Origin of the sequence: Acinetobacter sp. 16, from assembly GCF_033439925.1 — a bacterium.
GTDB lineage: Bacteria > Pseudomonadota > Gammaproteobacteria > Pseudomonadales > Moraxellaceae > Acinetobacter > Acinetobacter junii.
This window is the reverse complement of sequence record NZ_CP137746.1, coordinates 2,750,913-2,772,328: the sequence shown is the minus strand read 5'-3', so window position 1 is coordinate 2,772,328 and position 21,416 is coordinate 2,750,913. Positions and strand designations below refer to the sequence as shown.

Below are 21,416 nucleotides of genomic sequence, written 5' to 3'. Positions count from 1 at the left end.
CTTAATTATTCCAATAACAGTGAGAGGTTTTTTTGCCAAGAAAATCCACCTCTCAAGTGAGTGTTTAAGTTTTAACTTGAAGGGTTGGATAATTGCTGCTGAATCCATTGTACATTTTCTGAGGTAAATAGATTTTCAATGTTTTTCCAAATGATATGGTAGCCATATCCTCCTTGTTTCATTTCTTTGACTGCATTTTCAATTGACCAATTTTCAAAAATAATACGATACATCGCAATGGTTGCACCTGTTCGATCTGATCCGTGATAACAATGAACAAGGACTTTTTGATTATTATTTTTTGCAATCTGAATAGCCTGCATTGCTTGAAGTAAGTCTTGGCGATTAATTGCCCATGTTTGAATTGGTATGTGTACTAAATTTAGCGATTGATTTTGGAGTACTTTTGCATCTTCATTTCGAGCTCTTAAATTGATCACCGTTTCAATCTGATATTTTTTTAGTAAAGGTATTAATTCGGAATTGGGTTGTTCACTGCGATAAACATCCTGACTGATCTGATAAAAATTATGCGTATCCGAGATTAAAGCCCCCCAATTTTGAGGGCGTTGAGATTGCTCTATACTCGGATGTGTCATACATCCATTTAGACTTAATGTTGAAACAACAAAAACAGTAATAAATATTCTTTTCATTTTATTGATAGCGATTAAATTCATAAGGGTCGTGGGCACAAATTAACTCAATCCTGGGTTCATGTTGAGCGAGATATTGTAACTGTTTAAGGTTTTGCAAACGTAGTTGGTTATCTTCAGCCAATAACCGTTCAGTGAAATCTAAAGCTCTGAGTTTGTTTTTTGGGTTTAGCTCAAGATGGGTGTAATAGGCATCGCCACAGAACAACATCCAGCCATCGGCCTTTTTAATCGCAATTCCACAGTGCCCAGCGGTATGCCCAATCAAGGGAATCATTAAAATTTCATCGTGAAATAACGGAAGCCCTTTAACTTTTTGCAAGTTAAACCATGGCTCGCCATCATTATGTTCAGCAAAGTTCCAATAGCGATGCTGTTTAAACTGTTCAGTCTTATAACGAAGTTTGCCTTTGGTTGTAAGTGATTGAGTGGCATTAAACTCCGCCGCTAAGAGATGCACTGTTGCATTTGGAAAATCAGAAATTCCACCAGCATGATCAAAATCTAGATGGGTCACTAAAATATGTTTTACATCACTCGGGTTAAAACCAAGTCGCTGTATCTGCTGAATGGCAGTTAGTTTTAGGTTGGGTACAATTGAGCCAAATTGTTTAAGTAAACTCCCTAATCGCTGTTCAGTATGCAGATAGTCTTGAAGTCCTAAGCCTGTATCAATTAAGACTAGACCGCGATCAGTTTCAATGAGGAGACAATGACAGACTAGATGTGCTTTCCAACCTTTTTGACCAAACAGCGGGGCGCAAACTGGACAGAAACTTCCACAGTGCAAATGATGAATGTTATAAATCATAGCATTCTTATTTTATTAAAGTTTAAGATTTCTCTTATAACGTATCAAATAAGAAAACTAAAATGAAATTTTATAAGCTTAAAAAAATGCCTATCGATATGATAGGCGCTGGAGTTAGAAAAATAGAATTTTGTTTTAATAAGTGGTTTGGTAAGGTACGTTGAGTATTTCTATACGACGTATCTCATCAGTCTTGCACTTCGCTCAAAACCTTGAATTAGCTTCAATCTTACTCAGGCTGAGGAGTGAGACGTAAATAAGGTTTTACAGCAGTGTAACCCTTTGGAAAACGTTGTTTAATTTCCTCCTCATCTTTGAGTGATGGGACAATAACAACATCCTCTCCGTGCTGCCAGTTTGCTGGGGTCGCCACTTTGTGATGATCTGTCAACTGTAATGAGTCAATTACACGTAATACCTCATTAAAGTTTCGACCTGTTGATGCAGGATAGGTAATAATCAAACGAACCTTTTTATTGGGATCAATAATGATCAATGAGCGCACGGTTAGGGTTTCACTGGCATTAGGATGGATAAAATCATATAGCTCTGAAACTTTACGATCTTTGTCTGCAATAATTGGGAAATTCACCGTTGTGTTTTGAGTTTCATTGATATCCTGAATCCAGCTTTTATGTGATTCCACATCATCCACAGATAAAGCGATTGCTTTTATGCCTCGTTTTGTGAATTGATCTTTGAGCTTTGCGGTGAACCCCAGTTCTGTCGTACAAACAGGTGTAAAATCAGCAGGATGTGAAAATAGAATCCCCCAGTGGTTACCTAGAAACTCATAAAAATCAATTCTTCCTTCGCTCGATTCTTGTTGGAAATTTGGAGCAATATCACCTAAACGTAATGTCATACTTCGTCCTTAGAACATTTTTAATCTTATGTGTGTTGGATTAATATGCGCCAGAAGGCTTAGAAGTAAAAATATTGTTTTTTGATGTTTTTATGAGTTTAAAAGATATAGAGTTTAGTTTGGTTGGAAAATTGATCGGAAATTCACATTTTAGTCGATGTAACTTATAGTCAAATTTGCTACATTAACTGACTTTGGTTGCTTGTGGTCAGAATTGCCTCGCAGATTTTTTTACCTGTTTGGATGTAAAGCCCTTGTAGTTCTTATTTCTGACTCCATAATAACAGCTAAGAAAAAATTACCTATTTAAACAAACAGGATTAGAGAGTTTATTCATGTTGGCAAGTCTGATCGGAGGTATCTTCGGTACTAAAAATGAGCGTGAGCTCAAACGCATGCGTAAAATTGTTGAACAAATCAATGCGCTTGAACCGACGATATCTGCTCTTAACGATGCAGACCTTTCTGCAAAAACTCAAGAATTCAAAGAAAGATTTAAAAACGGTGAAAGCCTAAATAAATTATTACCTGAAGCATTTGCAGTTTGTCGTGAAGCCGCAAAACGCGTGATGGGAATGCGTCACTATGATGTTCAGTTGATTGGTGGTATCACACTGCACGAAGGCAAAATTGCTGAGATGCGTACAGGTGAAGGTAAAACCCTGATGGGTACTTTAGCGTGTTACCTCAATGCATTGAGTGGTCAGGGTGTGCATGTCATCACCGTCAATGACTATCTTGCACAACGTGATGCTGAACTCAACCGCCCATTATTTGAGTTTTTGGGTTTAAGCATCGGTGTGATTTATTCGATGCAAATGCCTGCTGAGAAAGCACAAGCTTATTTGGCAGACATTACTTACGGTACGAACAACGAATTTGGCTTTGATTATCTTCGTGACAACATGGTGTTTTCTCTACAAGAGAAAAAACAACGTGGTTTAAGTTATGCGATCATCGATGAAGTAGACTCGATCTTAATTGATGAAGCACGTACACCATTGATTATTTCAGGTCAAAGTGAAGATTCATCGCATTTATATCAGTTAATCAATAGCATTCCTCCAACATTAAAACCTCAGAAAGAAGAAAAAGTGGCTGATGGCGGACACTTCTGGGTTGATGAGAAACAACGCTCAGTTGAAATGACTGAGGTTGGTTACGAGACTGTTGAGCAAGAGTTAATCCGTATGGGATTACTTGCTGAGGGTGAAAGTCTTTATTCTGCTGCGAACCTAAATCTGGTTCACCATGTCACTGCTGCGATTCGTGCGCATTATCTATACCAAAAGAACGTTCACTACATTATTGGCATTAATCCTCAGACTCAAAAAGAAGAAGTGATTATTGTTGATGAAAGTACGGGTCGTACGATGCCTGGTCGTCGTTGGTCTGAAGGTTTACACCAAGCGGTTGAAGCCAAAGAAAATATGGAAATTCAGCCTGAAAACCAAACTTTGGCAACCACAACTTTCCAGAACTATTTCCGTTTATATAAAAAGCTTTCAGGTATGACAGGTACAGCTGATACTGAAGCTGCTGAAATGAAAGAAATCTATGGTTTAGATGTTGTTATTATCCCAACTCACCGTCCGATGGTGCGTAAGGATCACAACGACTTAATTTATTTAAATCGTAACGGTAAATACAACGCAATTATCGAAGAAATTACCAATATTCGTAAGCAGGGTGTTGCGCCGATTTTGATCGGTACTGCAACGATTGAGGCGAGTGAAATTTTATCTGCAAAGTTATTACAAGCAGGTATTCAACACGAAGTCCTCAATGCAAAACAACATGAGCGTGAGGCGGACATTATTGCTCAAGCAGGTAGTCCAAACGCCGTAACGATTGCAACAAACATGGCAGGTCGTGGTACGGATATTTTGCTTGGTGGTAACTGGAAAGCCAAACTCGCAAAAATTGAAAATCCTACGCCAGAAGATGAAGCTCGTTTACAAGCGCAGTGGGAAAAAGATCACGAAGATGTATTGAACTCAGGTGGTTTGCATATTATTGGTTCAGAGCGCCATGAATCACGTCGTATTGATAACCAGCTACGTGGTCGTGCGGGTCGTCAGGGTGACCCTGGTGTTTCTCGCTTCTACTTATCGCTTGAAGATGATTTGATGCGTATCTTTGCGGGTGATCGTGTTGTTGCCATGATGCGTGCAATGGGCTTACAGGAAAATGAAGCCATTGAACATAAAATGGTGAGTCGTTCTATTGAAAATGCACAGCGTAAAGTTGAAGCACGTAACTTTGATATTCGTAAAAACTTATTGAAGTATGATGATGTAAATAATGAACAACGTAAAATTATTTACTCACAACGTGATGAGATTTTGGCAGAAAGTACATTACAAGATTATATCGAAGAGATGCATAAAGAGGTGATGAAAGGTGTTATCGCGAACTTCATTCCACCTGAATCTATCCATGATCAATGGGATATTCCTGGTCTAGAAACCGCTTTACGTACGGATTTAGGTATCGAGCTTCCTGTACAGCAATGGTTAGATCAAGATCGCCGCTTGGATGAGGAAGGTCTGATTGCACGTATTTCTGATGAAGTGATTTCACGTTATCGTCAACGCCGTACGCAAATGGGTGATGAATCTGCTGCGATGTTAGAGCGTCACTTTATGCTGAACTCTTTAGATCGCCATTGGAAAGATCATTTAGCTGCGATGGATTATTTACGTCAGGGTATCCACTTGCGTGGCTATGCTCAGAAAAATCCAGAGCAGGAATATAAGAAAGAAGCATTTAATTTGTTTGTGAACATGTTGGGTATCATCAAATCAGACGTTGTGACTGATTTATCTCGTGTTCATGTACCAACAGCAGAAGAATTGGCTGAGCTTGAAGCACAACAACAACGTCAAGCTGAATCAATGCGTTTATCATTTGAACATGATGATGTAGATGGTTTAACGGGTGAAGTGACTGCATCTGAAGAGCCTGAATATACAGTGAATAATGCTCCATTCCCAGTTCCAGAAAGCCGCAATGCACCGTGTCCTTGTGGTTCGGGATTAAAATACAAACAGTGTCACGGTAAAATCTAAACTCCGATACCGTTTGATATAAAAGCAGGGTTAATCCCTGCTTTTTTACGAGAAGTAACTTGAGTCGTTAAGTGCTTTATAGTTTCATTATTCAATAGAATGACTTTGACTGAATTCGCATGAAACGCGGGAAGACGATGAAAAAACCATTACAACTTTTAATTTTAGCGAGTGTTGCGGTATCAAGTGTAGGCTTTGCTAATGAAGCACCACAAGCAACGACCACAACCACAGTAGACAAAGTACTTGCAGCAAAAGGCGCGACGACAGCTGAAGCTCAAGTTAAACGTGAAGTAACTACAGTAATCAGCCCTCGTACAGGGATTCGATATATACTTGGAGATACAGGGAATCGCCCAATTGTTTTGCAAACAGCGGCTATCGCACCTGCTAACTCTGCCAATATCAATCGTATCGTAGCTGCTAACCCGGCATTATCTGCAAAGAGTCAGGAAAAGGCGAAGATCGCACTCATCGGTGAAGCTGCAGTACAAGCTGCTGATGCAGCCGCTGCTCAAACAGCAAGTGCTCAAGCACCACAAGCTACCAATCAATAAAAGTTTCAACAAAAAAGGAGATGCAGATGCATCTCCTTTTTTTACAGCTAATTAAAGAAAGCTAGGTAATAAAATCAGACCAATAATGATTGCAAACATCAGCCATTTTGCAAGATAGTAAACTCTACGATTACGTTGTTTTAAACCACGACCATAATGATGTACGGCATAGCCATACTTGAAAATTCGATTGATAAAACCTGTTTTATCTTGATCATCATTCGGTGAACTTGCCGCTGACATAACATTGCGACCAAACCAATGATTGATCTTCTGAGCCCAGCCCCATTTCATTGGACGCTCGATGTCACAGAATAAAATAATACGGGTCTGATCCGTTTTATTTTCAGCCCAATGCACAAAAGTCTCATCAAAAACAGTTGCTTCACCATCGCGCCAGCTATAGCGTTCTTGATCAACTTCAATAAAACAGTCATCGCTGTTTGGTGTTACTAAACCTAAATGATAACGAACTGAACCCGCATAAGGATCACGATGTTTACCTAAATAACTTCCAGATGGAAGTTCAGTAAACATTGCTGCTTTTACTGAAGGAATACTTTCTAACAAGGCAACTGTCTTAGGGCAAAGTTGTTGAGCTGATGGATGGCTAGCTTGATACCATTTTAAATAAAAACGTTTCCAACCACGTTTGAAGAAGGTATTAAAACCTGCATCGTTATTCTTTTCAGCTGCTTTAATTTGATTTTGTAGCTGGATTGCTTCTTCACGGATTACTTGCCAATTGTCCTGTAATGGTTTGAGCTCAGGAAACTGCGCCACATCAAAGAATGGTTGGTTCGGTAATTTGGAGAAACCAGTCATAAACATATTAACTGGTGCTAGAAATGTCGAATGGTCGAATAATTGTCGAGATGCTTTTAATCGTTCTTTGCCACGATAATAAGTATATAAAAAACTGACCAAAAATACGGCAACGATAATCACTGCGTACATGAGCACAATCATCTAAAAAAAGGGAGTCGCGTATTTTAGCACAAAAAATATTAGCGGGAGAGATGTTGTAGCGTTTGAAAAAGGGTGAGTGGAATTGCCCGACAAATGGTTTGAGTGAACCTCTTATGACGTTCACTCAATAAGAACATATAGATTAGACTTGGTTATTTACATCATCGTGTTTGGTTTCACGGATGAACAAAAACGCGATTAATGAAAGAATTGACGCTAAACTTAAATACATTCCTACAGCATCTAAACCATAGCTTTCAGCGAGTTTGGTCGCAATGTAAGGGGCAAAGGATGCACCAAAAATACCTGCCAAGTTGAAGGTTAATGCTGAACCTGTATAACGGACTGATGTTGGAAAAATCTCAGAAAGTACAGTTCCAATCGGTCCGTAAGTGAGTCCCATGATTGAGAGACCAATACATAAAAATAGGAACACAAGTAATGGGCTACCAGACCCTAAAAGCGGCGCAAAACAAAGTCCAAATAAGGCTGATAAGATACAGATAGCAACCGATGTATTTTTACGTCCAAACTTTTCAGCAAGAATCGCTGAAACAGGAATGAAAGCTGCAAAGCAAAGTGTTGCGATCAATTGTAATTCAAGGAAATCACCGCGAGCATATCCCAGTTTTGTTGTACCCCAGTTGAGTGCAAAAACGGTTGTGAGATAGAACACGACAAAAGTACAAATCGCAGCAACAGTACCCAAGACCAACATTGGGAAATGTTTCGTCATGACCTCTTTGAATGGGACATTAACTTCTTTTTGTTTGTCTAAAACCTTTTGGAATGCAGGAGTCTCATGCAATTTCAGACGGATATAGAGACCAACCAGAACTAACACCGCACTTGAGACGAATGGAATACGCCAGCCCCAAGTCATGAAATCTTGTTCTGACATAAAAGCATTCAATAAAAGGAAAGAACCTGTTGCGAGGATAAAACCAATCGGAGCGCCCAGTTGAGGGAACATGCCATACCATGCACGTTTTCCTTCAGGTGCATTTTCAGTCGCCAGTAGAACAGCACCACTCCATTCACCACCAAGACCGAGACCTTGACCTAAACGGCATAAAGCTAGTAGTAAAGGAGCTACAAGGCCAATTTGTGCATAGGTTGGCAGCAAACCGATACAAACAGTTGATATTCCCATTGTCAGTAAAGCTGCGACTAAAGTTGCTTTACGTCCAATTCGATCTCCCAAATGTCCAAAAATTGCGGCTCCGATCGGGCGAGCAATAAATGCAATTGCAAAAGTTGCGAGGGATTTTAGTACAGCGGCACCATCACTACTTTCTGGGAAAAATAAATGAGGAAAAATTAAAACTGCTGCAGTTGCGTAGATATAGAAGTCAAAAAACTCAATCGTGGTACCCACGAGACTGGCAAATAATACCCTTGTTTTTGAATTGCTTGCCACTTCGGGGGTGACAGTCGTAGTACTAGACGACATACGAGACCTTATTTTATTTGATCAAGACACAGAAATATGGACTTGAGAATTCTTTGAATGCAAAGTCTACTCATGAAACTAGTGTCATTTCTTTTGGCCTGTCGACAGGAGTTAAAGCACATAACAGTAGATTGCAAGAAAGTGTAAACCTGCCCCTATTAGCACAAATACATGCCAAATTGCGTGGGTATATCTTACCTTTTTTAAAGCATAAAACAATGTGCCGACAGTATAAGCAAGCCCACCCGCAATCAATAACTGGATTGCTTCTTTTGATAGGTATAGTTGCATATCATCCATAACTAACACGGCTAACCACCCCATGATGATATAGGCTGCCAAAGATACTTTTTGAAAACGATGAATTAGGATCAGTTTAAATACGGTACCAATCAAGGCAATGATCCATAGCGCAATTAATAAATAATGTGCTTTCGCTGTTGGGATTGCGATACTTAGAAAGGGGGTATACGTTCCTGCAATCAGATAATAAATCGCAGTATGGTCAAGTTTTTTATACCAGTAGCGTTTCATTCCATCTTGAGAGAAATGGTAAAGCATAGAACTGCTGAGGAGTAATACAAGACTGAACCCATATACCCATAAACTCATCCATTGTCCGAAAGGTAGTCCATATCCTTTGATAATTAGAAACACCGATGCAATTAGCGCCAGAACTGCACCAATCCCGTGACTATAGGCATTAATTAATTCTTCTTTGGGATCATAATTGGTTAGAAAATTAGCGTTCATTGAGCTTCTAATAGTATAAAAATACAACTGTATCGTAATGCAATTTCCCTTTTAAAGTAAGACGCTATAAAATTTAGTTTCTATTTGTCAGGTTTTCACTATGTTTGCGCCCAAATTTTCCTTTGAACAAGAACAGCAATTTTTCTTGGAGATTCAGCAATCTATTGAAAACAATAGTTTTGATCGATTGATCTTGAGCCAATACAAGGGCGAAATGATAGATTTAGAGAAAATGACTTTTCGCATTATTGAACTGCAAAATCAAAGTATGCTGTCCTGTTTATATCATTATAAAACGCAAGATATTACTAAGAATTATCCGATTGAAGAGGGATTAGAGAAAATAGCCGAGCTGTTGGTTCAGTCGAAACAAGCCAATCTATTTACAATGCATCAAGATATTCAACTGAAAAAAAACAAAAAGAAAGCCATGTTGAATGCACAGAAAAAGCAAATCAGTGTAAACCAAGTTCAACAGCATCACGATCGTGAAAAACATCGATTTGTTCAGCAACAAAGTCCATTTCTTAAACATCTTGGAATTACCGATGAAAAGGCACAACTCATTCCAAGTATGGCGCGCAAGTGGAAACAGATTAATAAGTTTATTGAAATTTTTTCAAATGCTTATGAGCAAATTGATGCTTCTCAACAAGAACTTAATATTGTTGATTTTGGTTCAGGAAAAGGTTATTTAACTTTTGCTTTGTATGATTATTTATTAGAGCAAAATAAAACTCCGTTAATCACAGGTGTTGAACTGCGTTCGAATCTTGTACAGTTTTGCCAAAAAGTTGCAGATGATGTTGGCTTTAATCATCTTGATTTCTTTGAAGGTGACGTGCGGAGCTATGCCCCAGAAAAGCTAGATGTCATGATTGCACTACATGCTTGTGATGTAGCAACCGACTTTGCAATTCATACAGGAATTCGTCTGAATGCCTCAATGATCATGTGTGCGCCATGCTGCCATAAAGAGTTGCGACCTCAATTAAAAAGCCCAGAGGTTTTACAACCGATGCTTCAGTTTGGCATTCATGCAGGGCAGCAGGCAGAAATGCTGACAGATACATTGCGTGCTTTGTTGCTTAAGGCTTACGGTTATGAAACTAAAGTTTTTGAATTCGTTTCACTGGAACATACCAGTAAAAATAAGATGATTTTAGCGACCAAGCGTAAAGATGTTCAGCAGCCTGATCCGAAAATTATGCAGCAAATTCAAGCCTTAAAACAGATGTATGGTATCCAAAAACAAAGCTTAGAATTGCTGTTACAAGATCAAATGCCAATCGAAAATTTAGGTTGTAAGTGCTAATTAAGCTGAGATCGAGATGTTTAGAGTCCAAAGTGGTCACTGGGATAAGTTAGAGCAAGACGCAAAGTTCATTCGAAAACAAGTTTTTATAATTGAGCAGAACATTCCTGAAGAAGAGGAGTGGGATGATCAAGATATGATTTCAGATCATTTTGTTGTCTATGATCAAGATCAACCAATTGCGACTGCGCGATTATTACAAAACAATAGTGTAGGGCGTGTGGCTGTACTCAAAGCTTATCGCGGACAAGGAATTGGACGTATGATTATGTTAGAGGTTATTCGGCAAGCACATCAACAAGATCGAAAATTTCTTCAGTTATCCTCACAAGTTCACGCCATTTCATTCTATGAAAAATTAGGATTTTCGATACAAGGGGATGCATACGATGAGTGTGGAATTCCTCATATAAAAATGCAGTTGGTGATTGAAACTAAAAATCACTGAAACGAAGATTTAGATCATAACTTGCTCGATCGATGATCAGATCGAGCAAGTTATATTTCTTTATTGGTGTTGCTGATGTTGGGTTTCAACCTCTGAGCTTGCTTGAGCATTTTCTTGAGCGATTGCTTTTTGTTGTTCTGCTGCTCGCTGTGCTCCAGGCATATAATCTGGTTCATTGCTCATAGCTAAGTAGAAGAAACTGAGAAAAATTGTACTAAGTACCCCAACGATAATGACAAATTTCCAACCTAATACGGTTTCACTTGAATCGTTGTGAGAGTTTGAGCGATTACTCATAGAAAATTCCAAAAATAAAATAAATAAAAAACTTGCTAGAACAACATCATTTAATCAATTTGATAAAAAGCCTAAACATTATATGGTTTTATAGTTTGTTTTGGGTTGTCTGATGATTTGTATTATTGATTGAAACTTGAAAGTTGATTTGCAAAAAAGAATAGTCTGAAATTAATATTTAGGGCTAAATTTAAGCGATTATTTAGAATAAGATACGATTTTAATAAGTTTCCAAGTCTTCAATATTATAGTATTCAAAGACTTGGAATAAGCGAGATGATTATAGGGCGTTCCAATCTTCAATAGCTTTGAAGCCTGTTTCTAGACCAATATCATAACTATAACGAATCTTGGCTTTATTCTTGGTGAGTCGACCCGCCATATGTTTTAAGTCGGGTGGGCAAACCTCCAATATTTTTTGTTCAGATGCTGTTCTAACAAATTCAATAGATTCATTATAGCGTTGCGTTCTTGCTAATAAACTTTTGGCAAAACCATGTCGTTGCTTGAATGCATACCTTGCAAGTAGTTGATCACCTTTACTACTGGCTTTGTAGTAATTTTTGGGGCGAGTTCTCAGTACCATGAGTTTAGATACATTAGTTTGTTTCGCCGTCCAAAGTACGGGGAGAGCATCTGCGACTCCGCCATCAAAGTAGGGTTCACCAAAAACTTCTACTGCTTGACGGGTAAGCACTGGAATAGAACTTGATGCACGTAATCCATCGAGAATGTTGTCTTTAGAGGCTTTGATATATGTTGCATCTCCTGAAATAGCATGGGTCAATACCATGTAAAACTCAGGATGATTGGCAAATAATTGAGCTTGATTGAGTGGATTTTCTTTTTCAACCACTTCCCACATCCATTTCAAATCAAGTAAGTCACCACCTTTGAAGAAGCGTCCATAATGAATGAATTCAGATCGAAGAGAATGATCTAGATAGATTTGTAGGGTGCGACCTTGTTGAGCTGCGAGGTAATTAGCGACATTGGTAGAACCAGATGAAACACCAACACAAAGATCAAATGGATTAAATTGTTGCAGTAAAAATGCATCTAAGACACCGCTGGTAAATGCGCCGCGCATTCCACCACCTTCAACGACCAGTGCTTGACGATTTTGGTGAAGCATTCAATATCTCGAATAGGATGATAAATCCCTGTTTAACACGGATTTATCATCTTCGACAAGAATACTTTAGTGATTGTGTTGCTGATGCTCGCTATGTTGAGCTTCGCCATTTGCTGAAGATTGTGACATTTCAGCTGCTGCCGCTGCTTTTTTTTGATTCATTGGCATATAGTCAGGCTCATTATTTATGGCTAAATAAAAAATCACCATAAAGATAAAGCTTAAAATGCAAGTGATGATCAGTGCTTTCCAACCCCACGGCGAGGTTTCAGGACATAATTTCTCAGACATAAGACAAATTTCCAAAGGACAAAAAGTAAAGCAGAATTGGTATATTTATAGCACAATTTGTGATGGATTAGACGCAATTCGGTTTTCTATCAATAAATACAAAAAAGCTCATATCAGTTAAAGAAACTGATATGAGCGTAAAGTGAAGAGAGTGAAAAAATTATTGAATAATTTCTTTCTTCTGCGCTTTGTCTTTTAAAGATTGTGGTGGATTGAAACGTTCACCATATTTAGCAGCCAATTCCTCTGAACGTTGTAGTGATTTTTCAATCCCATTTTGATTTAGGAATTGAATTGCACCACCAGTCCATGGAGCAAAACCGATTCCAAAAATTGAACCGACATTGGCATCAATTACTGATTCTAGAACACCTTCTTCATAGCAGCGTAAGGTATCGAGTGCTTGAACAAACAAGAAACGATCAATCATATCTTGTTCAGAAATATCATTCTCTTTCGTCCAACGGCTGAGCCCATCCCACAAATGTTTTTTGCCATTTTCTGGATATTCATAGAAGCCTGCACCTGCTGCTTTACCTTTACGATTTAGCTCGTGAATCATGGTGTGAACCACTTCATCTACAGGAGTTTTCGGTAAGTCTTTCCCTTCAGCTTGCAGTGCTTTGCGCGTTTCGCTTGCTACATGCTCAGTCAGAGTTAAAGATACTTCATCCTGAATCGCAAGAGGACCAACAGGCATACCAGCTTTGAGTGCTGCCATTTCGATTTTTGCTGGATGTACACCCTCAGCAAGAAGACGCATACCTTCTTGAATGAACGTACCAAACACACGACTGGTAAAGAAACCACGACTGTCATTTACCACGATTGGTATTTTAGCAATTTGTTGTACAAAGTCATAGGCTTTAGCTAATGTTTCAGCTGAAGTTTCTTTGCCTTTGATGATCTCGACCAATTGCATTTTGTCGACTGGGCTAAAGAAATGTAAGCCAATAAAGTTTTTAGCATCTTTACTTGCTGTTGCTAGACCTGTGATTGGTAAGGTAGACGTGTTCGATGCAAAAATTCCATCTTCCGCTAAATACTGCTCAGCTTCTTGAGTCACTTTGGCTTTGAGTTCTTGATTTTCAAATACTGCTTCAATGATTAAATCACAGCCTTGTAGATCAGCTGCATCAGCAGTAGCTGTAATAAGCGCTAACACTTGATCACGTTTTTCTGCGGTCATACGACCTTGTGAAACACGTTTATCAAGTAGCTTTTGTGAATAAGCTTTGCCTTTCTCTGCATTTTCTACAGACACATCTTTGAGTACGACAGGAATTCCTTTGATTGCGGTTGAATAGGCAATCCCTGCACCCATCATACCTGCACCTAAAACACCGACTTTCTTCGCTTGCCATTTAGCAACTTCAGCAGGACGACTCGCACCTGATTTAATTGCATTTAGACCATGCCAAAACGTACCGATCATGTTCTTCGACACTTGACCTACAGTCAGTTGTGTAAAGTAACGTGATTCAATACGAAGTGCAGTATCTACATCGACTTGAGCACCTTCAACTGCAGCCGCCATGATCGCTTCAGGAGCAGGGTAGCAACCTTTGGTTTTGTCACGTAGCATGGCAGGGGCAATTGCAAGCACTTGCGCAACCGCAGGCGTTTTAGGATCACCACCAGGGATTTTGTAGCCTTTCACATCAAATGGTTGCTGTGATTTTGGATTAGCTTTCACCCAAGCAAACGCTTTTTCTAACAGCTCTTGTTCATTCTCAGCTGTGTCATGTACCAAACCAAGAGATTTTGCTTTATCGACACCAAATTGCTTACCTTCCATAAGGAACGGGAATGCATTTTGTAAGCCCAGCAAACGTACCATACGGACGATACCACCACCGCCAGGAAGTAGTCCTAAAGTCACTTCAGGTAAACCAAATTTAGTTTTTGGATCATTAATGGCAATACGATAATGGCAACCTAAAGCGATTTCCCAGCCACCACCAAGCGCAGTGCCGTTTAAAGCTGCAACAACAGGCACACCTAAAGTTTCGATTGTGCGTAAGTCACCTTTGAGTTTTTCAATCATCTTGAAAAATTCAGTAGCGTGTTCAGGTTGTACCTGAATCAGCTCATCTAGGTCACCACCAGCAAAGAAGGTTTTCTTAGCTGAACGGAAAATAATACCTTTCAGATCAGTTTCAGCTTTAAGCTTTTGACTGACTTCATCTAAAGCATCTCGGAACTCTGCATTCATGGTGTTTGCAGATTGACCAGATGAATCTAGTGTGAGAATTACAATATTGTCAGCGTTTTTTTCGTATTTAATAGCGCTCATGTTGTTCTCCTTACACCAACTCGATAATGGTAGCGATACCCATACCACCACCGACACATAATGTTGCTAGACCACGTTTTTTACCTTGACGCTCTAATTCATCTAACAAAGTTCCTAGAATCATGGCACCAGTTGCCCCTAATGGATGTCCCATCGCAATCGCACCACCATTGACGTTGACTTTCTCAGCAGGAACTTTCAGTTCTGTAATAAAACGCATTACCACAGCTGCAAAAGCTTCATTCACTTCAAATAAATCAATATCGTTGATGCTCAAGCCTGCTTTTTCTAATGCTTTACGTGCAGCAGGGGCAGGACCAGTCAACATAATGGTTGGATCTGTACCGACTAATGCAGTTGCAAGCACCTTGGCACGAGGTTTTAAACCCTGCTCTTTGACTGCTTTTTCAGAAGCCAATAACACCACCGCAGCACCATCGACGATACCTGATGAGTTACCTGCATGATGAACGTGATTAATTTTTTGCGCTTCAGGATACTTCTGTAAAGCAACAGCATCGAAGCCCATTTGACCCATCATTTCAAAGCTAGCATTCAGTTTTGCTAGACCTTCAACTGTGGTATTTCCTTTGATAAATTCATCTTTTTCTAAGATTGTTACACCTGCATGATCTTTCACAGGTACAACTGATTTATCGAAATAACCATTTGCCTGAGCAGCAGCAGCCTTTTGTTGCGAACCGACCGCAAATGCATCTACATCTGCGCGGCTATAACCATCTAAAGTTGCGATTAAGTCTGCACCCACACCCTGTGGTACAAAAGAGGATTTTAAATTGGTTTCAGGATCTAGTGCCCATGGGCCACCATCTGAACCCATCGGGATACGTGACATTGATTCTACGCCACCCGCAACCACAACATCTTCCCAACCTGAACGAACTTTTTGTGCTGCCAAGTTTACTGCTTCTAAACCAGAAGCACAGAAGCGGTTGATTTGGACACCTGCAACATCATCATTCCAACCTGCAGCAATCGCAGCAGTTTTGGCAATATCCCCACCTTGATCACCAATTGGTGTCACACAACCGAGAACGATATCATCGACTTTAGATGTGTCGAGTTGATGGCGTTGTTGTAATTCATTCAATAATGTTGTGAGTAAAGTAATTGGTTTTACTTCATGTAATGAGCCGTCTTTTTTTCCTTTTCCGCGTGGTGTGCGAATGGCATCAATAATATAGGCCTCGCTCATAGCTGTTCCTTGTATTGCCTTAAATTAAAATCATTGTGCTTCGAGTGTACTCAATTTAAGTGTCAGTGCAATGATGATAAACATTGGTAAGTTTGATGTTTTTCGCCAATTCAGTTCACTATTGAATAGTTGAAATATTTAGTAAAATGCATGTCCATAATTCAACATAATTTGCTTGATGAAATTTATTAATATTATTGGTACTACGGGTTCTGGCAAATCTACGCTGGCTCGAAAGTTGGCGGAAAAATTAAAAATACAATATATCGAACTGGATGATTTACTATGGCTAGATGATTGGAAAGAATCTTCAAATGATGCATTTTTTTGCAAACTTAAACTGAGTATGAATGCAGCATCAACGGGATGGGTGATCGATAATCTTTATTCACGCAGTATTGATATGATTTGGTCTGAGGTGGATACGGTCATTTGGCTAGATTATTCTTTTTCTGTTAACTTTTATCGTCTTACTAAACGGACTTTGTGGCGTATTTTAAGTCGTGAGCGATTATGGAAAAACTCGAATAATAGAGAGAACTTGAAAATGGTATTCTCCCAAAAATCGATTTTTTTATGGATGTTTCAGAAATATCCACAAAATAAGAAAAGGTATTTAGCGATGATGAATAACCCTAAATACCAGCACATACGATTTATTCACCTAACTTCGCCTCGGAAGACAGCTGCTTTCTTAAAACAAATAAGTGGTGATTGATAATTAGCATTAAAATCAGGGTATTGGCTATATTTTTTCAAGATAATGTTTTGGCTTTACGGCTGTATTACTTGTAATTAGATTACTTATCAATGAGTTTTTACAAAAAACCTTTTTAAAAAAACAGATGAAAATCTGAGATTAAACTATTGATTAGATAAGTTTAAATGAAAGAATTGGCTATATTCAGATTCATTATATTGAGCAAAGGCTTCACCCTCTACGAAACCAAATTTCTTGTATAGATGAATTGCTGCATCAAAGTGGGAGTCTTTTCCTGTTTCTAAACTCACTTTTTCATAGTTGCTATGTTTAGCAATTTTCAGAAGATAATCAAGTAAGTGTGTCGCTACACCTTGACGTAGATGTTGGGGATGAGTCCGCATCGATTTAAGTTCAGCATGATAGGGATTAAGCTCTTGAATCGCACCACAACCAAGAAGCTGATCATCACGCCAAAGTATATAAAATCGAATGGAGTCTTTTTGTAGGCTGCTGAAATCGAGTGCAAAACTATGCTCAATAGGTGTGTTCTGATGCATGCCGTGCAAATGAATGCGTATGAGGTCTTGAACTTGAGGGTCTGAAAAATCGCCTTTTTTGATTATCATTATTTATCGTGATTGTTGAGGAATATAGTGGATTAATATCATATTTTTCAACAAGTGTTCAACTTTTTAGGGTTGAACACTTTGTCTGATTTAAGTTAATTGTGATGCCCATGCAACTGACGATATAAACCAGGCGTAACACCTGTCCATTTCTTGAAGGCACGGTGAAAGGTACTAGTTTCACTAAAGCCAACTTGTTGAGCAACATCTTCTAAAGTGAGGTTTGGAGTGAGCAATAAATGAATCGCAGCGTCACGACGTAAGGCATCTTTGACACCTTGATAGCTTTTACCTTCCGCAGCCAAACGACGACGTAATGTTTGAGGAGATAAATACAACATAGATGCCACATCATTTAAAGTTGGCATTTCTTCGCCGATTTGGCTCTTCAATACATCACGGATACGCGAAGTGAGTGAGTTGGTGTTTTTGAATTTCACTAGAAGTTGTGCTGGTGCGGCTTTTAAAAACTCTTCTAAAGTTTTTTCATCCTGACGAATAGGTAGATCTAAATAATCTGCAGCAAAGGTAATTTCTGTACGCGGTGCGTCAAACTGCATCACTGGTGCAAAAAATAGCGCATCATATTCATCAGCATGGTTAGGGCGTTCATAACCAAAATGGACACGCTCCAAAGGTAAGCGACGTTCGATTAACCACGAAGCAAGACCATGCCAAATCATCAGCATACTTTCCGTAATAAAATGATCAGGGTCAAGCGCTTTAGGAATGTGAGGTACTAAACGAGCTTCGTGTTTATCACGCTCTAAACTGACAGACCATTCATCACCGAATAATTTGTAAAATTGTGAGGAAAGTTCGAGCGCTTGTCCAAGTGTTTTCGAATGTATGATCAATTGGCACATGATCGCAAATGTACCTAAACGACGTGGTTGAACATCGAAACCAACGTGTTCGTCTTGGGTGATCATCCATAACATTTTGACAAAGCGAGTGTATTGCTCTGGGGAGATTCGAGCTTTAGGTTGACGAAGCAATTCTGCTTCAATACCGACATGTGAAAGTAATGTTTCAACGTCCATGCCTAGGCGTTTTACACCTGTTAAAGCCGCATTCACGAAGTGGATGCTGATCGTATCACGGCTCATATTGAATCCTTCAGTTTCTTTACTATTCACGATAATTGACCTAAATAACCGTCTAAAATATCTAATTGAGCAATTGACAAGAAAAAATTATTGCTCACTAAGTACATGTTAAATTGCCGAAACTATCAAGGTAAATGGCTGAACATGACATTGTTTTTGTGTTTATCCGAACCTAGTATAAAAGAAAATTTGAACAATATGAGTAAAAATTATTATGCCAACTGCTTTAAAGGGATTGAAAGTTCTAGATTTTTCTACTTTGTTGCCTGGTCCATTCGCGAGTATGTATCTTGCAGACATGGGTGCAGAAGTTATCCATGTAGAATCTCCGAGTCGTCCAGATTTGGTTCGAATCATGCCACCTTATGCCAATGGTCAAGCCACAGCGCATAGTTATCTTAATCGAAATAAACAGTCTATTACGCTTGATCTAAAAGATGCTGCAAATATTGAGTTAATTAAAAATAAAATTTCAGAGTTTGACATCCTTCTTGAACAATTTCGACCAGATGTGATGCGTCGATTAGGGTTGGATTATGAAACGCTTGCTGAGATCAATCCTCGATTAATCTATTGTTCTATTACAGGTTACGGTCAAACAGGTGCATATAAAGACCGTGCAGGGCATGATATTAACTATCTAGCTTTAGCTGGTATTTCGGGTCATAGTGGTCGACAAGATAGTGGACCACCTCCATTGGGTGTACAGATTGCGGATGTTGCAGGTGGTTCTTTGCATGCGGTTATTGGGATTTTAGCTGCTGTAGTTGAGCGTCAGCGTAGTGGTATGGGGCAATACATAGATATTTCTATGACGGACTGTGTGGCTAGTTTAAATAGTATGGCCGCCTCAGCAAGTTTGGCTGGTCAGACACCGCAAGGTCCTGAGAAAGGGATGCTGAATGGTGCTATTTTCTATGACTATTATGAAACCAAAGATGGTCGTTATTTCTCTGTAGGAAGTTTAGAACCACAGTTTATGACTGGGTTAGCTGCTGCATTAGATTTACCTATATTGATGGCAAAAGGTAGTTCTTTTGACCCCGAAGACCGTCAAGCGATTAAACAAGCCTTAAAGGAAAAGTTTAGATCCAAAGATTTTGCTGAGTGGCAATCAATTTTTTCGCAATTAGATATTTGTGTGGAGCCAGTGTTGAGCTTAGATGAGGCTTTGACTTCACCGATTGCAAAACAACGCGGTTGGGTGGTCGATGTACCTTTATCTGAAAATACAGATCAAACTGAGCCTCAATTAGCATGCCCAATTAAATTTTCACGTTCTCAAATGCGCTATCAATTTATCGGACAAGGTTTGGGTCAAGGAAAATGGTAGAAAATATGTGCATACAATCACAACTTGGTAAAATATTGCACATTTAATCAAGTGATTAACATTTTGAATAAATTAATCAATTAAAAATGGGCGTAACCTTTTATATACAAAAACATAAAAGGTTACGTAAACATGACAATCTCTAAATCATGGGTTGTATCTTGTTTATCCGTTCTTTCATTGAGTCTTTTCACACATCACACTCAAGCAGCTTCTTCCGCATTTGATCCTCATGGTCAATGGCTGTTGGGTGATTGGAACGGTCAACGCACTGCGTTACAAGATCAAGGTTATAACTTTTCTGCTGATTACACAGGTGAATTTGCAGGGGTTTTAGATTCTAAACAATATTCAAGTCATGGCAGTGAATTCACTGGGCAACTGGCTTTAGGCACACACTTTGACTTAAATAAAATTTTAGGTTGGCAAGACACTGAAGCTTAAATCACGGTGACCTATCGAGATGGCCAATCATTGTCTCAAACTGCAGATGGTTTACAAGGACATCTAAGTTCTACCCAAGAAGTTTGGGGGCGTGGTCAAACTTGGCGTTTAACTGATCTATGGATCAAAAAAAAATTTTTAGATCAAACTTTAGATATTAAGGTGGGACGTTTTGGTGAAGGTGAGGATTTCAACAGTTTTAACTGTGATTTCCAAAACTTGGCATTATGTGGCTCTCAAGTCGGCAATTGGGTGGGTGATCAATGGTACAACTGGCCTGTCAGTCAATGGGCATTGCGAGTCAAATATAACCTGCAGCCAGATTTATATGTGCAAATTGGTGCGTATGAATATAACCCAGAGAACTTACAGCGTGGTAAAGGCTTTAACTTAAGTACAGATGGATCACATGGTGCGATTATTCCAGCTGAGCTGGTTTGGTCACCAAAACTAGGTCAGCAATCTCTTTTAGGTGAATACCGTTTTGGTTACTACTACAGCACTGCTGATGCTGCTGAAATTGAAAACCCAAGCAAAACTGGACATAAACAAGGCGGTTGGTTTACTGCCAAACAGCAATTAACACGTCATGATGATCAATCTGATCGTGGTTTAACTGGTTTTGTGAATGTCACAGTGCATGATTCAAAAACCAACTCCATCAAAGATATGCAAAATGTTGGATTGGTTTATAAAGGTCTGCTCAATCAGCGTCCACAAGATGAACTAGCACTCGGCGTAGCACGTATTCATGCCAATGACAAAAACAATCCTTTATTGGATGAAGAATACAATACTGAGTTGTATTACGGCATCCATGCAACTAATTGGTTGACCATCCGTCCAAATATTCAATATGTACACCATGTCGGTTCCTTGAAAGATGGCGATAAAACATGGGTGGGTGGCATCAAGTTTCAAACCATTTTTTAAGTGTTTTATTCGGAGTTCTATAGCTCATGTTTGCAACTCAATCGGGCTATAGAATGCTTTAGATTTTTTAATTGAATGTTAAGTGAATTGATCATTTGCTTAGTCATTCTAATAAATACAAAGATGCAAGGTGAT

19 protein-coding genes and 1 pseudogene are annotated in these 21,416 nt (G+C 39.0%); 7 read left to right on the top strand and 13 right to left on the bottom strand.

The features are described from left to right. Positions 1 to 71: 71 nt before the first annotated feature. The 3 genes from R2H34_RS13395 to R2H34_RS13385 form a co-directional block, all read right to left on the bottom strand. Positions 72 to 656, bottom strand: coding sequence for a dual specificity protein phosphatase family protein (locus R2H34_RS13395; protein WP_171057530.1), 585 nt, complete (start codon positions 654 to 656; stop codon positions 72 to 74). A gap of 1 nt (position 657) precedes the next feature. Continuing rightward, positions 658 to 1,467 carry an MBL fold metallo-hydrolase gene (locus tag R2H34_RS13390; protein ID WP_279675893.1) on the bottom strand — a complete coding sequence of 270 codons (810 nt, stop codon included), beginning with the start codon at positions 1,465 to 1,467 and terminating at the stop codon, positions 658 to 660. A 229-nt stretch (positions 1,468 to 1,696) separates the two neighbouring features. Further along, on the bottom strand, positions 1,697 to 2,332 hold the full coding sequence (locus R2H34_RS13385; protein ID WP_004963994.1) for a peroxiredoxin: 636 nt from the start codon (positions 2,330 to 2,332) through the stop codon (positions 1,697 to 1,699). A gap of 335 nt (positions 2,333 to 2,667) precedes the next feature. Here R2H34_RS13385 and secA point away from each other — a divergent pair, with 335 nt between their 5' ends. Continuing rightward, a complete protein-coding gene (gene secA / locus R2H34_RS13380; RefSeq protein ID WP_004908854.1) occupies positions 2,668 to 5,403 on the top strand; it encodes a preprotein translocase subunit SecA in 2,736 nt (911 codons plus the stop codon). 137 nt (positions 5,404 to 5,540) lie between these two features. Further along, positions 5,541 to 5,960, top strand: a complete 420-nt coding sequence (locus tag R2H34_RS13375; RefSeq protein ID WP_004963991.1) for a hypothetical protein — start codon at positions 5,541 to 5,543, stop codon at positions 5,958 to 5,960. A 51-nt stretch (positions 5,961 to 6,011) separates the two neighbouring features. On the opposite strand, the gene lpxO is transcribed toward R2H34_RS13375, so the two are convergent. From lpxO to trhA, 3 genes are all read right to left on the bottom strand, one after another. Further along, the gene (gene lpxO / locus R2H34_RS13370; RefSeq protein WP_017397444.1) at positions 6,012 to 6,917 is read right to left on the bottom strand and encodes a lipid A hydroxylase LpxO; all 906 of its coding nucleotides are present in this window, start codon (positions 6,915 to 6,917) and stop codon (positions 6,012 to 6,014) included. Positions 6,918 to 7,071: 154 nt separating this feature from the next. Further along, a complete protein-coding gene (locus R2H34_RS13365) occupies positions 7,072 to 8,382 on the bottom strand; it encodes an MFS transporter (RefSeq protein ID WP_151790567.1) in 1,311 nt (436 codons plus the stop codon). Positions 8,383 to 8,493: 111 nt separating this feature from the next. After that, positions 8,494 to 9,135 carry a PAQR family membrane homeostasis protein TrhA gene (trhA, locus tag R2H34_RS13360; protein WP_125318839.1) on the bottom strand — a complete coding sequence of 214 codons (642 nt, stop codon included), beginning with the start codon at positions 9,133 to 9,135 and terminating at the stop codon, positions 8,494 to 8,496. Positions 9,136 to 9,235: 100 nt separating this feature from the next. On the opposite strand from trhA, the gene R2H34_RS13355 reads away from it, so the two are divergent. Together R2H34_RS13355 and R2H34_RS13350 are read left to right on the top strand one after the other, a co-directional pair. Next, the gene (locus R2H34_RS13355) at positions 9,236 to 10,450 is read left to right on the top strand and encodes a class I SAM-dependent methyltransferase (RefSeq protein ID WP_125318838.1); all 1,215 of its coding nucleotides are present in this window, start codon (positions 9,236 to 9,238) and stop codon (positions 10,448 to 10,450) included. Positions 10,451 to 10,466: 16 nt separating this feature from the next. Then, positions 10,467 to 10,898 carry a GNAT family N-acetyltransferase gene (locus tag R2H34_RS13350; protein WP_279676059.1) on the top strand — a complete coding sequence of 144 codons (432 nt, stop codon included), beginning with the start codon at positions 10,467 to 10,469 and terminating at the stop codon, positions 10,896 to 10,898. A gap of 60 nt (positions 10,899 to 10,958) precedes the next feature. Here the strand turns inward: R2H34_RS13350 and R2H34_RS13345 are convergent, their stop codons facing one another. The 5 genes from R2H34_RS13345 to R2H34_RS13325 form a co-directional block, all read right to left on the bottom strand. Next, positions 10,959 to 11,195, bottom strand: a complete 237-nt coding sequence (locus R2H34_RS13345; RefSeq protein WP_004963976.1) for a hypothetical protein — start codon at positions 11,193 to 11,195, stop codon at positions 10,959 to 10,961. A gap of 280 nt (positions 11,196 to 11,475) precedes the next feature. Then, positions 11,476 to 12,330 (bottom strand): patatin family protein, encoded by an 855-nt coding sequence (locus R2H34_RS13340; RefSeq protein WP_151825793.1) that lies wholly within the window; start codon positions 12,328 to 12,330, stop codon positions 11,476 to 11,478. A gap of 66 nt (positions 12,331 to 12,396) precedes the next feature. After that, entirely contained in the window at positions 12,397 to 12,621 is a 225-nt protein-coding gene (locus tag R2H34_RS13335) for a hypothetical protein (RefSeq protein ID WP_039047019.1), read from the bottom strand. A gap of 160 nt (positions 12,622 to 12,781) precedes the next feature. Then, the gene (locus R2H34_RS13330) at positions 12,782 to 14,917 is read right to left on the bottom strand and encodes a 3-hydroxyacyl-CoA dehydrogenase NAD-binding domain-containing protein (protein WP_151834265.1); all 2,136 of its coding nucleotides are present in this window, start codon (positions 14,915 to 14,917) and stop codon (positions 12,782 to 12,784) included. A 10-nt stretch (positions 14,918 to 14,927) separates the two neighbouring features. Then, positions 14,928 to 16,133, bottom strand: coding sequence for an acetyl-CoA C-acetyltransferase (locus tag R2H34_RS13325; RefSeq protein WP_004799949.1), 1,206 nt, complete (start codon positions 16,131 to 16,133; stop codon positions 14,928 to 14,930). A 178-nt stretch (positions 16,134 to 16,311) separates the two neighbouring features. Here R2H34_RS13325 and R2H34_RS13320 point away from each other — a divergent pair, with 178 nt between their 5' ends. Then, positions 16,312 to 16,851, top strand: coding sequence for an AAA family ATPase (locus R2H34_RS13320; protein ID WP_318342306.1), 540 nt, complete (start codon positions 16,312 to 16,314; stop codon positions 16,849 to 16,851). Between the two features lie 146 nt (positions 16,852 to 16,997). Here R2H34_RS13320 and R2H34_RS13315 read toward each other — a convergent pair whose 3' ends face one another. Both R2H34_RS13315 and R2H34_RS13310 read right to left on the bottom strand, forming a co-directional pair. Next, positions 16,998 to 17,462: a GNAT family N-acetyltransferase gene (locus R2H34_RS13315; RefSeq protein WP_318342305.1), complete on the bottom strand. Its 465-nt coding sequence runs from the start codon at positions 17,460 to 17,462 to the stop codon at positions 16,998 to 17,000. 95 nt (positions 17,463 to 17,557) lie between these two features. Beyond that, complete coding sequence (locus R2H34_RS13310) at positions 17,558 to 18,571, bottom strand: AraC family transcriptional regulator (protein ID WP_318342564.1); 1,014 nt, start codon at positions 18,569 to 18,571, stop codon at positions 17,558 to 17,560. A gap of 214 nt (positions 18,572 to 18,785) precedes the next feature. On the opposite strand from R2H34_RS13310, the gene R2H34_RS13305 reads away from it, so the two are divergent. Further along, positions 18,786 to 19,904 carry a CaiB/BaiF CoA-transferase family protein gene (locus R2H34_RS13305; RefSeq protein WP_318342304.1) on the top strand — a complete coding sequence of 373 codons (1,119 nt, stop codon included), beginning with the start codon at positions 18,786 to 18,788 and terminating at the stop codon, positions 19,902 to 19,904. Positions 19,905 to 20,036: 132 nt separating this feature from the next. Next, positions 20,037 to 21,281, top strand: a pseudogene (locus R2H34_RS13300) (carbohydrate porin). Positions 21,282 to 21,416 lie beyond the last annotated feature (135 nt).